At 56.2% G+C, this 13,240-nt stretch carries 8 protein-coding genes and 1 pseudogene; 2 read left to right on the forward strand and 7 right to left on the reverse strand.

What is annotated here, in order from left to right:
- Window positions 1-9: 9 nt before the first annotated feature.
- The 4 genes from RGV33_RS11495 to RGV33_RS11510 are packed head-to-tail and all read right to left on the reverse strand — an operon-like array spanning window position 10 to window position 4,750.
- A complete protein-coding gene (locus RGV33_RS11495; protein WP_322144343.1) occupies window positions 10-1,665 on the reverse strand; it encodes a bifunctional 3-(3-hydroxy-phenyl)propionate/3-hydroxycinnamic acid hydroxylase in 1,656 nt (551 codons plus the stop codon).
- Between the two features lie 29 nt (window positions 1,666-1,694).
- Window positions 1,695-2,516: an IclR family transcriptional regulator gene (locus RGV33_RS11500; protein WP_201146662.1), complete on the reverse strand. Its 822-nt coding sequence runs from the start codon at window positions 2,514-2,516 to the stop codon at window positions 1,695-1,697.
- Window position 2,517: 1 nt separating this feature from the next.
- Entirely contained in the window at window positions 2,518-3,369 is an 852-nt protein-coding gene (locus tag RGV33_RS11505) for a fumarylacetoacetate hydrolase family protein (RefSeq protein ID WP_322144344.1), read from the reverse strand.
- 19 nt (window positions 3,370-3,388) lie between these two features.
- Entirely contained in the window at window positions 3,389-4,750 is a 1,362-nt protein-coding gene (locus RGV33_RS11510; protein WP_020300870.1) for an MFS transporter, read from the reverse strand.
- Window positions 4,751-4,966: 216 nt separating this feature from the next.
- Here RGV33_RS11510 and RGV33_RS11515 point away from each other — a divergent pair, with 216 nt between their 5' ends.
- Together RGV33_RS11515 and RGV33_RS11520 are read left to right on the forward strand one after the other, a co-directional pair.
- A complete protein-coding gene (locus RGV33_RS11515) occupies window positions 4,967-6,763 on the forward strand; it encodes an FUSC family protein (RefSeq protein WP_322144345.1) in 1,797 nt (598 codons plus the stop codon).
- A gap of 18 nt (window positions 6,764-6,781) precedes the next feature.
- A pseudogene (locus RGV33_RS11520) lies at window positions 6,782-8,258 on the forward strand (aldehyde dehydrogenase family protein).
- Between the two features lie 155 nt (window positions 8,259-8,413).
- Here RGV33_RS11520 and RGV33_RS11525 read toward each other — a convergent pair.
- The 3 genes from RGV33_RS11525 to RGV33_RS11535 all read right to left on the reverse strand — a co-directional run bounded on the left by RGV33_RS11525 (window position 8,414) and on the right by RGV33_RS11535 (window position 13,057).
- Complete coding sequence (locus RGV33_RS11525; protein ID WP_090406405.1) at window positions 8,414-9,850, reverse strand: carotenoid oxygenase family protein; 1,437 nt, start codon at window positions 9,848-9,850, stop codon at window positions 8,414-8,416.
- A gap of 236 nt (window positions 9,851-10,086) precedes the next feature.
- Complete coding sequence (mdlD, locus tag RGV33_RS11530; protein WP_020300865.1) at window positions 10,087-11,412, reverse strand: NAD(P)-dependent benzaldehyde dehydrogenase MdlD; 1,326 nt, start codon at window positions 11,410-11,412, stop codon at window positions 10,087-10,089.
- Between the two features lie 49 nt (window positions 11,413-11,461).
- A complete protein-coding gene (locus RGV33_RS11535) occupies window positions 11,462-13,057 on the reverse strand; it encodes a GMC family oxidoreductase (protein WP_032904492.1) in 1,596 nt (531 codons plus the stop codon).
- Window positions 13,058-13,240 lie beyond the last annotated feature (183 nt).

Raw genomic sequence — 13,240 nt, forward strand, 5'->3', positions numbered from 1 at the left:
ACTCCGCGATCAAAGAGTAACTGGGGAATGGGCGGTATTGGCAGCCGCGACGGCGACTGTCGTAGCCTGTGCAATGCCCAACAAAGACTGAAGAGCCAGAGCTGTTTCTGACTCCTGAGCCTGGTCAAATATGGCGGCGACATAGCGGTCGGGACGTAGCAGCAGGAAGGTGCTGGCCTCGGCAAACAGTGCGCTTAACTCACCGTTGCGATCATGTACGATCGTGAGTCCCGCCAAAGGGGGCGGAAGCGGAGCGTCTTGTGGAATGATCACGATGCGCTTGGCATCCAGGTGGGTCCAGAGCGGGTGCTGCAGTTGATCCATGCGTTGGCTGCGCAGATCGCCATATTGAATCAAGGCAAAGCCCGGGCCGATGTGCTCATCCAACAGTTGCGCGCAGCCGTGAGAGTCGAAAAGAGTCGGCTGCGGCAGCATGGTCCCGGCGCGCAGGTTGCCGGCCTTACCTTGGGATAACACCAGGCCCTGGGTAAAACGAGGCTTTGGTTTAAACTTCATTTGCAGAAAGTAATCGCGCAGAGGCGGGATCAGCCCGATCACGCGGAAGGTGCTGGTAATGAGTTTGGCGCGCAAGGCTGAAGCCGGCGCCATGACCACCCCGAGATTCAGCGCCAGCTTGATCAGCGCCCAGGCATGATCGCGGCGTTCGCTTTCATAGGTCTCGAGGGCGCTTTTCGCCATTTGTCCCCGGAGTACCGCCACAAGTTTCCAGGCGATGTTATGCGCATCACGCACACCACTGTTCATGCCTTGGCCCGCATAGGGTGGGGTCAGGTGCGCAGCGTCACCGGCGAGAAAAACACGACCTTCCTGCCAGCGAGAGGCAACCCTGGCGTGGAAGGTGTAGACCACTTTGCGCACCAGCGAATAAGCTTTTTCACCCCGGAACGGCCGCAGCAAGTTGCCAAGGCTAGCGTCGCTGAGCATTTGCTCATCAGTCTCGTCGTCTTTGAGCATGAACTCGAAGCGACGTGTCTGATGAGGGCCGGGCACTTCTACGACAGGTCGCTGCGCGTCGCAATACACACGAGTCTGCCAGAACGGGTCATCGTCCTGATCCAGATCCACGACCAACCATCGGGACTTGAAGCTGGAACCCACCATATCGATACCCAGTTGTTTTCGAACCGGGCTTCTGCCGCCATCACAGGCAACCATGTACTGGGCGTGCACCTCAACCGTGTCACCGGCCGCATTTTGTATTCGAGCGAGAACGCCTGAGGCGTTCTGTGTGAAGTCGATCAGTTCATGGCAGAAAAGCGGAGTCAGGTTAGGGAAACGCTCCATACCTTGCATCAGCGTGCGTTCGAACAGGGGTTGCCTGAACGCATTGCGTTTGGGGTAGCCGTATTGCTTGCCGACAGGTTCGACCTTGCCAAAGCAACGTCCCCCTGGCTTGTCGAAGTAGTGAACGCCGTAGCCTTTGACGACGTCAGCCAACACGGCTTCATCCAGCCCGGCTGCCTGCATGGTTCGCAGCGACTCATCGTCGATCGAAACGGCACGCGGTTCAGTCACGGTGCCGGCTTTACGATCAAGAATGGTCGTACGCACGCCGGCCTGTCCGAGGAGGTTGGCCAACGTGAGTCCTGTCGGGCCGGCACCGATAATCAGTACGTCAGTATTCACGGGTGTAAGGGTTGTCATTTTTATTCCCTCGGTGACCGCCGGGCTGGTCAGTCCAGTACTTCTGGTCTGTGCGCCAGCGCGGTCATGAGTTGTGAAAGATTGTCGGCAAGGGCGAGGATTTGCTGGCCTTGCACTTCATCCTGTTCGCTATCGCGTTGCGAGGTCGGGCGCACGCAGCTGATGCTGCCCACCACTTTGCCGTCGCCATCGAATATGGGGGCCGCGAGGCCAAAGACGTCAGCATCGACTTCGCTGGTGCTCAGCACATATCCCTGGCGGCGCAAGCGTTGGAGCGAGCGCCGGAACACCTCCCACGTCTTGCCAAGGTTGCTGGACTCGATGTCACTCGGGTTTTCCAGAAACAGTTGGCTTTGATGCCGTGAGCCCATGTTGGCGAGGATCGCTTTAGAGGTCGCTCCCATGAACAAAGGTCTTGGCGATCCTCGCGAGTAGCTCACTTGGTTGGAAAGGTTGCCGGTTTGATGGACACAGACCACTTGATCCTTGAACAGCCGACACACCAACCAGGCTTGCTCGGCACCCCATTGCGGAAAGGTCGACTCCAGGGAGTGCGCCGCGCGTACCAACGGATCACTGACGCGCAGTTGGCGATCCCAGGTGATGATTCTCGCGCCCAGCGCATAGCGACCGGCCTCCACCTGAAACAGCAAATTGGCCTCGGCCAGTTCGCGTACATAACGGTAGGCAGTGGAGCGTGTGAACCCCAGCGCATTTCCCATCCCGTCGACCGTCCAGATGGGATGGTGCTCGGTGAACAGGTCGAGAATTCGCAGCATCCGCTCCAGGCTGGAGCCTTTGCTGTCTGCCAGGTGCTCGGTGGTGTCTTCGGAATCAAACGGTCTTTGCATGTCAGCGCTCGTCTACAATACTGTTGCGCAGGATACCAATGCGCTCGATTTCGATTTCGACGATATCGCCCGGCTTCATCCAGACTGGTGGCTCGCGGAATGCACCAACGCCGCCGGTGGTGCCGCTGACGATTACGTCTCCAGGGGCCAGTTCAGTGAACGCGGTGCAGTACTCGATCAACTTGCGCACATCGAAAATCATGTCGCTGGTGCGCGTGTGTTGCATCACTTCGCCGTTCAAACGAGTCGTCAGTTCCAGGTCCTGCGGGTCGACGATTTCATCGCTGGTGACCATCCATGGGCCGAATCCACCGGTGGCCGGGAAGTTCTTCCCTGGAACAAACTGGATCGTGTGCTTCTGCCAGTCACGTACGCTGCCGTCGTTGTAGCAGGCATAGCCGGCGACGTAGTCCAAGGCGTCCTCCGGTTTGACGTGGCGAGCGGTCTTGCCGATCACCACGGCCAGTTCACCTTCGAAGTCAAGCTTGTGGGACACGGTTGGGCGAACGATGGGCTGCAGGTGTGCGGTCTGGCTGTCGGCAAAGCGGGTGAAAATCATCGGGTAGGTCGGCATGTCCCGACCAGTCTCGCGCACATGCGTGGCGTAGTTGATCCCGATGCAGAGCACTTTGCCTGGGTTGGCAATGACCGGCAAAAAGGTGATTTCACTCAATGCCAGGCGAGGCAGGTCTTTCAGCGCATCAGCCCCCAGTTCGCTCAGTCGATTGCGCGCGATGGCTTCTTTGAGGTCCGCACCCAGGTGAGACTTGAGTGATTCCAGGTCAATGACGTGGTCACCTTTAACAATGCCGTACGTGGAACGGTTTTGGTAAACGAAGCTTGCGATTTTCATGGGTATGCCTCTGGTTGCATCAATGATGTGTAACAGACTGTGAGGGTGTGGGTTGTTGTTTGCTCGCGGGGTCAAGTCGTAGCAAGGTAATCGCCGTCAGCGCGATGATTCCCGGAACCAACGCTGCGCTGAGGATCTCTGTCAAAACCCAGCCGGCTGCCAACATCAAGCCGCCGCAAACGGGCCCTGTAATGGAACCCACTCGCCCGACGCCAAGTGCCCAGCCGATGCCTGTGGAGCGTATTTCCTGTGGGTACAACTCGGCGGCCAAAGCGTTAAGACCTGCCTGCGCGCCTTGCACCAAAATGCCCAGCAACAACATTGCGGGGAAAAGCGAATAAATCGAAACAGGCAATTGGCTGAGCGCCAGCACGATTGTCAGGTAGCCCATGAATTCGATGGTCAATACGTTGACCGACCCCCAGCGGTTCATCAGCCAGCCTTGTACGACCGAGCCGATCACACCTCCCAAGCTGAAGAGAATGATGGCGCGAATGCCCATGCTCAGCGGTGCATGGGCTGCCACTAACAGCGTCGGGATCCAGCTCATGATGAAGTACAAAATCAGCAAGTTCATGGCATACGGCAGCCAAAGCAGCAGGGTGCGGCGCCACATGCCGGCTGTGAAAAGACGACTCAGGGAGGTAGAGGAGGTTGCCTGTTGGCGTAGTTGGCCAAGACTGGCGGGCAGTTCTGCGAGGTTGGGTGCGAGCCGTTTAATGATAGCGCTGAGGGCAGCACGACTGCCGGGTTGGCGACTGAGGAACTCAACCGACTCTGGAAGCCGCCACACCACAACGCCGGCGACCAGCAACGGCAGCGCGCCACCGATCAGGAAAAGGTTTTCCCACCCCCAGGTAGCGAGCAGTTGGTCGACCGTCAAGCCAGCCAGCATGGCGCCCAGTGGCATGCCACAGAACAGCAGCGTCACGGCACTGCGCGAGTAACGTCGCGGGCTGTATTCAGAGATCAGCGCCACCAGGTTGGGAATTGCCCCGCCGAGGCCTATGCCGGTCAGAAAGCGCACGACGAGCAACTGCGAGACGTTGTTAACAAAAGCGGTCAGTAACGCGAATGTGCCGAACAGCAGGATCGACAACACCAGAATTCTCTTGCGCCCCAAGCGATCCGCCATAGGGGCCAGTAGCAGTGCGCCGAGCATCAAACCAAATAAACCCGCCGCGAACACCGGTGCCAAGGCTTGGGGCGTTACGTTCAAGGTTGATGCCATGGCAGTCACCAGAAAACCGACGATCTGGGTGTCGAATCCGTCTAGCACTGCGACCAGTACGCAGAGGGCGAGCCCCTCCCATTGCAACCGGCTGACAGGGAGGGCGTCAACGACGTCGCAGAGGATATTGCTGGGTGTAGGCGTATGCATGAACTGGCCTCTTATTGTTTTTATTGTCTGGGCAGGCAGGTGCCCTTGACTGAGGCTAAATCTATTACGAAGCAAAAATCCTGTAAAGATAAAATAAACCAAAATCCCAAATAGCAGGAAATATGATATTTTGGTTTCTCGTCGGCATGCACCATGGCAATGAGAGCCGCGTGCGGCTGCGTTTCCCTTATCAGGCTGCGGATGTCAGTTCATCAAATGAATAAGTGGATCACTCAATCATTCGGTCGCTTGATAGGCCGTTTTGGCATGCAGCCCGAGCTTCAGTGGCCTTCTCGGTCAGCACTGATTTTCAGTCTGCACACAACCACGGCAGCTCTCTTGGCGCTGGTCATCGCTCAAATGCTGGACCTGCACCATCCTTGGTGGGCTGCGATGACAGTCTGGCTGGTGGCGCAACCTACGCGAGGCCTCTTGATCGAACGCATCGGCGCGCGGCTGATCGGTACGGTGGTGGGAGCCATGGCAGGCGGACTTTTGCTGACGGTGTTCTTTGATCAGCAGCACTGGCTAATGCTCGTACTGGCAGCCTGGATCGCAGCGTGCGCCGGGTATGAAAACCTGTTTCGACATTTTCGAAATTACGGTTTTGTGCTGGCAGGCTACACCGCAGCGATCGTCGCGCTGTTTGGTATTCAAGACCCCGTGCTCGATGTGGACCTAGCCCTTGGCAGAATCTATTGCACCGTCATCGGCGTGTTGGCTTCAGCTTGTTTTTCATGGACGTTTACAGGCAAGTCCGCGTCCCTGGAATCCGTGTACAACCGACTCGATACGCTGATTGTGGCCAGCGTTCACTACAGCCTCAAAAGGTTGCAGGCAGGCACTGCACACGATGCCAAAAGTTTTAGTGCGCTGTTGCAGGAACTAGCGGCGCTTGATCTGTGCCTGGATGAAATTGCTGCAGGTTCTCGAACAATGCGTTTACGGGTCTTTCGCACTCGCGACACGCTGGGCGCGCTTGTCGATTTGCTCGTAAGTAGCCATTTCGATGTTGGCGAAAAACTCCGATTTCCCTCTGACCTGTTGGTAGCAACTCATCCTGAATCGGCAGCTGCAATGGTGCTCGCGGTGATCAATGAGGTCCACAAAAACACTGAAAACCTTGCCGCAGGCACGCTGTTCGTTGAAAAATTACAACGCGTCTTTGCAGCGTTGAGTGCTTGTGAAACGCCAGGCAGGGAAGCGTTGCAATCAACTCAACAGCGCGACTGGCACGCAACATGCCTCGCGGGCTCCAGACCCTTGATTGCGATGTCCATCGCCACCGCAATGTGGTGGGGCCTGGGTTGGTCAGACGGTCCAATGATGGACATGACGGCCGTGTTGTTCGCCTCGCTGTTCTCCAGCCATAGCCACGCCAGTGCGGCGTTAAAAGACGTACTTGTTGGTTCGACCGCTGGAGCCGTTCTTGGCGTGACCTGCCGTTTTTGGCTGTTACCTGAAGTGGGAACGGTGTGGGAGCTGGCCTTGGTTATCGCACCGTTTTTGATGATCGGAGCGTTGCTCATGGCTCGGCCCGGTACAGCAAAACTGGCCATCGACCTGAACATGACCTTTTTGTTAATCGCTCAACCTGGATTGCAGGTAGACACCTCCCTTGAACATACCCTGTTGCAGATGTTGGCAATTCTGGGCGGGGTGTTCACTGCCGTGCTGACCTACCGATGGTTGGTTCCTTCATCTTCAGGCTCCCAGCGCAAGCGCCTGTGCAAGCGCATTGCGCGGCTCGCACTGAAGATCTCGGATACACCTGCCCCACCTGCTCAGGCACGAATTTATGATCAAGTCAGGGGTCTTCTGACAAGTCTGATCTGCCTCGAAAAAAAGGCTTCTCCACGGCTCATTGCTGCGTTCGAATGCGCAGCGATTGCTCAGCTTTTCGCTCACCACCGAACTGATGAACATCACACCCTTGCACTGCACCAGCAATTGGAAAACCTCGCGACTTCCAGGCTGGCAAGCAAGAAGAATACTGGCGCTGACCTACTTTGAATCAACCGGAGAACACCCATGTCTGACCGCCCAACACCGTGGCAAAACTTTACTGGCCAATACATCGCCGGGGCCTGGCGTTCCGGAAGTACGCGCAAGGTCCTGGAGAACCGCAACCCTTATGACAACGCCCTGCTGACCGAGCTTTCGCTGGGTGATGTTAGCGACCTCGACGACGCCTACCAGGCGGCAGCAACCGCGCAGAAAGCATGGGCGCAGACGTTACCTAATGAGCGCTCAGCCTTGTTCATGCGCGCCGTTAGCGTACTGGAAGCCAGGCACGAAGAAATTGTCGACTGATTGATTCGTGAGTCAGGCAGCACGCGTACCAAAGCCGAAATCGAGTGGTCAGCGGTACGTTCGACCATGATCACGGCCGCGGCCATGCCTTCGAGAGTCGTCGGCCGCATTCTGCCAATCGACACCCCCGACAAAGAAAGCCGCGTTTACCGTAAACCACTGGGTGTGGTCGGGGTTATCAGTCCCTGGAACTGGCCGATGCACCTTTCCAATCGGTCTATCGCACCGGCGCTGGCACTCGGTAACGCCGTCGTCGTGAAGCCTGCCAACGATACGCCGGTGACCGGTGGTTTGTTGTTGGCGAAAATTTACGAAGAGGCTGGTTTTCCGCCGGGAGTTTTGAACGTGGTCGTGGGAGACGTGGCTGATTTGGGTGATGCCTTTACCCTGCACCCGATTCCAAAATTCATCTTCTTCACGGGATCGACTCGGGTCGGGCGGCACATTGGGCGCGTTGGCAGTCACAGGCCCGACGCTCAAGCGAGTCGGGTTGGAGTTGGGTGGGAATGCTCCGTGTGTGGTGCTTGATGACGCGGACCTCGATCTGGCGGTGCACGCCGCCGTTGTGGGGCGCTTCCTGCACCAAGGTCAAATCTGCATGAGCAGTAACCGGATTATCGTCGACGCCTCGTTGCAAAAGGATTTCGTCGAAGCGTTTGTCGAGCGCGTTCGCCAGTTGAAAGTCGGCGATCCTGACCTTGCAGATACAGTCATTGGCCCGCTGATCAACCGTCGCCAGTTGGAGGGCGCAGTGGCCCGGATCGAGGCGGCGAAAGCCGAAAGCATCGAGTTGTTGCTCGGTGGCGCTGCACACGGGTAGGTACTGCCGCCTCATGTGTTCGTCAATGTCGATAACATGAGTGACTTGGCCCAGGCTGAGCAATTTTGTCCTGTAGCGCCGATCATCACTGCGCGTGACGAGGCACATGCGCTGGAGTTGGCCAACCAGACCGAGTTCGGCTTGTCGTCTGCGGTGTTCACCAAGGATGAAGGTCGAGGCCTGCGTTTCGCTCAACAGATCGAAGCCGGCATGACTCACATCAACGACATCTCGGTCAATGATGATCCGAACAACATGTTTGGCGGCGAGAAAAACAGTGGTATCGGGCGATTCAACAGCGATTGGATCATCGCGGAGCTGACCAGCGATCACTGGATCTCGGTGCAACACAAACGTCGCGCTTATCCGTTTTAAGGTCAGGGTTTTAGTGGACTGATCGTATGGCATGAATGCCCCTTGAAAGGGGCGTTCCTTCATACAAAGACTGCCCTGCAGCGATACGTTATTTGCAGGGCAGTCAGTTGTGCGTTGCTGTTGCCAGAACGCTCGGCTAGACCTCTACCGGTGGGTTATGGGATCCAGTTCCCATGAAAACCCAGCGGTATATGATGATCCAGCTTTACCCGTGCCAATGGTGCGCCCGTGAAGTCGCTCGCGTCGTGGATCACCAGTTCGCTTTTGTTTGTCTGGGGATCCCACCAGACGACCAGCAACCAACCATCGTCTTCACTCACCGCATCGGGTTTGGCCACGAATATCGGCTCGGCAGGGGACACGTCCCTGTCACCTTCCAGTGTTTGGTACTCGGTTTTGCCTGAAATAAAATCGTGCTTTATCAGGCAATTGAAATCGTGGCTGTCACTTTTGGGCTGGTGTACACCGGCAAAGTAGCCGTATTGGTGTTTTGCACCCAGGAGTTTTTCATTGATCCTAGGAAATTCGACGGAGAAATTTCCGACCCGTGCTCGTGTCATCTGACCGGCATCGAGATCCAGGGTCCAGCGGTACAGCGCGGGAGGTGTGAACGGCGAGCGTCCAGCGTCAGGAAAAGGAAACGGAAAGAAATTCTCGACTTTTATATCATCGACAAACTGGAGGTCACTGACGCAGCCGTCGACGATTATTTTGCCATCTTCCTCGTAGGCGTTGACGAAGTGTGTGGTTTGGTAAGCTTCATCGGTGAACCATTGAGTTGCACCGGTCTGCCGATGGACCACCAGGGTTCGATTGCTCTGCTTTGGGTCAAACGTCCACGCAGATTTGCCTGCAGGAACTCGGTCGGGTGATTCTGGACGCCAGTTGATGGGCCCAAAGAAGAAGACAAAATGATTTTCAGTGAACATGAAGTCGTGAATATAGGCGGGGGCGTCAAGTGTAACGACGTGCTGTTTCAGGATGTTCCCTTTTTTGTCAGCCAGTGCACAGACGAATCGGCGGGTTTCGGGTTCGACCGTATACAATAGTAGTTCATTTTTTGCGGCGTCGGTATGGATATGCGCGGTAACCAGTGCATCAATTGCGCCGTGGAAATCAAAGGTACCAATGGTTTCCAGGGTGTTTCGGTCAAGTTCATAATAGTGTCTACCCGCCTCTTGCAGAGCCAATACGCGTCCGTCGATTTCCACGACATTGACGTTGGCTACTTGCTTGACGGCAGCCGGCCCCTTTTCAAGCTGTGGTTGAGCTACTTCGTAAGACCCGTAAATACCGTTGTAGAGCGATCTACCGGCTGCTTCTTCTTCCTTGAAACCCTCGGTGCGCACCCATTTATTGCGGTAGTTGACAGCGCCGTTGCTGATATAAAACCCATGAACCATGCCATCTCCGTCGAACCAGTGGTATCGGTCAGGGCGAGCAGGCTCCCAACGCTGGTTGGATCCGGTTCGAAAAAGCACGCCCTCAAGTTCAGGCGGCACAGTACCTTCTATGCGAAGTTCATTGGCGATGATTTCGTTGGAGAGGGGTTGGCGAATACCTTGTAAAAAGGGGCTGCTATTGTTCCACATGATGTATCTCCCGAAGGCTAATAGGGGTGTCTTATTAAGGGTTAATAGAATGCTAGCCTTTGGTGTTATTGCTGTCTCCGGGTTGTGAGTACGAATTCTTATGGAGTGTTGGTACTGAGGTACATGCAGTTGTTTATGTTGAGCTCGTCACGGTTTATGTGGTCGCGCGATCAAGGCAGGATTGCAAAGAATACCTGCCGTTGACCTGCCTCAGGTTCGCGGAGTTGGTGTTTTATTTATACCGGCTTGCCAGACTCAACTATCCGTACAGACTTTTTGTGGGTAAATGCCAGGTAGCTGTATCGGCCGTGATATTCGCCCATCCCTGAACCGCCCACCCCACCGAACGGCAGGTATGGCGAAAACGCGTGCACCAGCACGCCGTTGACCTGAGCATCGCCGGCTTGAATGTGGTCGATGACGGGGTTGGCATTGGCTGTGTGGCCTGTGAACACATACACGGCCAGTGGTTTGGAGTGATGTTGATTGATGAGATCGACTGCATTATCCACCGAATCAAAAGTCAGCACCGGCAAAATGGGCCCAAAGAGCTCTTCGGCCATCAGCGCATCGTCCCATTGCACTTGGTCGACCACGGTGGCGCTGAATACGCGCCGTTCTGGGTCTGCATCGCCGCCGACCAGCACCTTGCCCGCGCTCTTGCTCAACAAGTTTTGAAGACGCGATACTTGTTGGCTCGTGACGACTTTTCCCGTGGAACCTATGTCGGGCAGGTCCTGCTGAATGCGCTGCGTCAGGCGAGTTAGCAGTTCATCCTTGATGCTGCTGTGGACGTACAAGTAATCCGGTGCGATGCAGGTCTGGCCGCTGTTGATGAACTTGCCAAACATCAGCTGCGACACCACCAGATCGACATCGGCATCGGCCAGGGCAATCAAAGGGCACTTGCCGCCTAGTTCCAGGATCACTGGTGTGAGGTGCGCGGCGGCTGCCTGCATCACTATCTTGCCGACGTTAGGGCTGCCCGTGAAAAAGATGAAATCGAACGGCAAGCTCAGCAGGTGAGTATTCTCATCGCGTCCACCCTGAACCACAGCTATGTAATTGGGAGAGAACGCTTCCTGAATGATTTTCTCGAGGACCAGTGAAGTGTTGGGGGTGGTTTCGGAGGGCTTAAGGATGCAAGTGTTGCCGCCAATGATTGCGCCTATCAGCGGCGTCAGCGTCAGGTTTACGGGGTAGTTAAACGGCCCGATGATGTAAGTAACGCCAAAGGGCTCTTGCGTGACATAGCACTGGGACGGCGCAATCAGGTCTGCGGTGGGTACCGTTTCTGGTGTCGCCCACTCGTCAAGGTGGGCGAGGGCGAAATCGATTTCGTGGAGGACTGCGCCGATCTCCGCGAGGTCCACATCGGCCTTGGGTTTTCCTAAATCTTCGTCCAGTGCGACGTACAGTGCCTCTTTGTGATTGAGCACTGCCTGTTTCAGGCGCTCCAGGCTGTGTTTGCGAAACTCGATGGGGTGGGTTTGGCGGGAGGCGAAATAGGCACGCTGCGACTCGAATACTGCATCGATGGACTCGGAGCTTGGATAGTTCATGGGTTGTCACCTTATCGAATTCAGTGGATGTTTATGAGCGTCACGCAGATCAGCGAAAGTAATCTTCACAGAGCATTTTGGCAGCGTGCAGGGCCAGCGCCTGAGTGGGCGCGTTGGTGTTGCCGCTAGTAATGTTGGGCATGATCGAGGCATCGATGACACGCAGATGCTCCACCCCTTTCACACGCAGGCGACCATCAACGACGGCACCTTCGTCCTTGCCCATGCGACAGGTGCCGACCGGGTGCCACATGGTGGTGGCGACGCGTTTGACCCATTCGCCAATCTGCTCATCGGATTGCACGCTGGGACCCGGTGAGACCTCTTCGTCGATCACCGGCGCTAGCGATTCCTGAGTCAGGACATGGCGCATGGCTTTCACCGACTCAACGGCCACTTTCAAATCGTATTCGTGGCCGATGAAATTTGGGTTGATCAGCGGCATAGAGGTAGGGTCAGCGTCAGCCAAACGTACCCAGCCGCGGCTTTTAGGCTGAAGCACCACTAACTCGAAGGTCACGCCGGGGCGCGTACCGGTAGGGCTCAAGCCGTCTTTGGAAATGATTGGTACGTGATAGCACTGAACGGTAGGGTCGCCCTGTAAGTTCAGGGGATCCCAATAGCTGACCGTCTCGATACCGCTGCCTGCGGCAGGGCCGTCTTTGGTCAGGATGTAGCGGATCCCTGCCTTCAGCGTCCCAAGGCCCTGGGCAACGCTTTGATAGCCCAAGTTCCCTTTCACATAGGCGCTGAGCGGTACGATAGGGTGGTCATGTAGGTTTTCGCCCACGCCGGGGGAATCGACCATCACCTCAATGCCGAATTCCTGCAACTGGGTCTTGGGGCCTATGCCGGAATGCATGAGAATCTTCGGGCTGTGTACCGCCCCGGCGCTCAGTATGACCTGCTTGCCCTGGATTTGCTGCGTAGTCCCGCCCTGGAGTATTTCGACCCCTACCGCGCGGTGGCTATCGATCAGCACCCGAGTGACCGTTGTGTTCGCCAGCAAGGTGACGCGGCCACTCTCCAGATGACGGCGCAGGTGCGCGACTACGGCACTGCAACGGCGACTGTTCTCGATGTTCGATTGCACCGGTGACACACCGATCTGGCTGGCGCCGTTGTAATCCGGATTGTAGGGCAGGCCGTATTCCTGAAATGCCTTCAGGCAATACTGGTTCAGTTCGTTGATCCCTTTGGGCAGCTGCACGGCCAGATTGCCTTGGGTGCCATGATGTTCATCATGGAACGTGTCGTTTTTTTCTTGCTCGATGAAGGCACGCCACATGCTGGCGTGATTCCAGTCCCCGTCGCCTGCGGTGGCTTCGTCCCACGCATCGAAGTCGCGTTTTTGGCCACGCACATACGCCATGGCATTTACCGACGTGCCTCCCCCCAACACCTTGCCGGAGCGAAAGCGTCGCTCAGTACCATGCTGGGCGACGGTGGAATGGGTCCACACGTGTTTATCCTTGGCCAGGATGGTGCCGAAGCCGGCTGGAATATGGATCAGCGGGTCGGAATCCTTGCCGCCGGCTTCGATCACGGCAATGCTGGCCCGACTGTTCTCGGCCAGATAACTGGCCACCACGCATCCGGCTGCACCACTTCCTACAATCAGCACGTCAAAGCTTTTAGTTGTCATATTTACCCACTGCGGATCGCTCTTGAACGGATGAGTATTGAGGGGGGATAGCGCACTGCCTATCAGACATCGCTATCAAGAGCCGAGATCAGGAATCGTTTAAGCGGGCGCTTTCGCTGTTCAGATTTTACAAATCTGAACAGTACAGTTGGACAACACATAGTACTTTGCCACTCTTTAAAA

The sequence above is a fragment of the Pseudomonas sp. Bout1 genome (assembly GCF_034314165.1).
Classification (GTDB): Bacteria; Pseudomonadota; Gammaproteobacteria; order Pseudomonadales; family Pseudomonadaceae; genus Aquipseudomonas.

Excerpts from the sequence above, each read along its gene's own strand:
- RGV33_RS11495 (WP_322144343.1), bottom strand. The coding sequence starts at position 1,665 with ATGACAACCCTTACACCCGTGAATACTGACGTACTGATTATCGGTGCC.
- RGV33_RS11500 (WP_201146662.1), bottom strand. The coding sequence starts at position 2,516 with ATGCAAAGACCGTTTGATTCCGAAGACACCACCGAGCACCTGGCAGAC.
- RGV33_RS11505 (WP_322144344.1), bottom strand. The coding sequence starts at position 3,369 with ATGAAAATCGCAAGCTTCGTTTACCAAAACCGTTCCACGTACGGCATT.
- RGV33_RS11510 (WP_020300870.1), bottom strand. The coding sequence starts at position 4,750 with ATGCATACGCCTACACCCAGCAATATCCTCTGCGACGTCGTTGACGCC.
- RGV33_RS11515 (WP_322144345.1), top strand. The coding sequence starts at position 4,967 with ATGAATAAGTGGATCACTCAATCATTCGGTCGCTTGATAGGCCGTTTT.
- RGV33_RS11525 (WP_090406405.1), bottom strand. The coding sequence starts at position 9,850 with ATGTGGAACAATAGCAGCCCCTTTTTACAAGGTATTCGCCAACCCCTC.
- mdlD (WP_020300865.1), bottom strand. The coding sequence starts at position 11,412 with ATGAACTATCCAAGCTCCGAGTCCATCGATGCAGTATTCGAGTCGCAG.
- RGV33_RS11535 (WP_032904492.1), bottom strand. The coding sequence starts at position 13,057 with ATGACAACTAAAAGCTTTGACGTGCTGATTGTAGGAAGTGGTGCAGCC.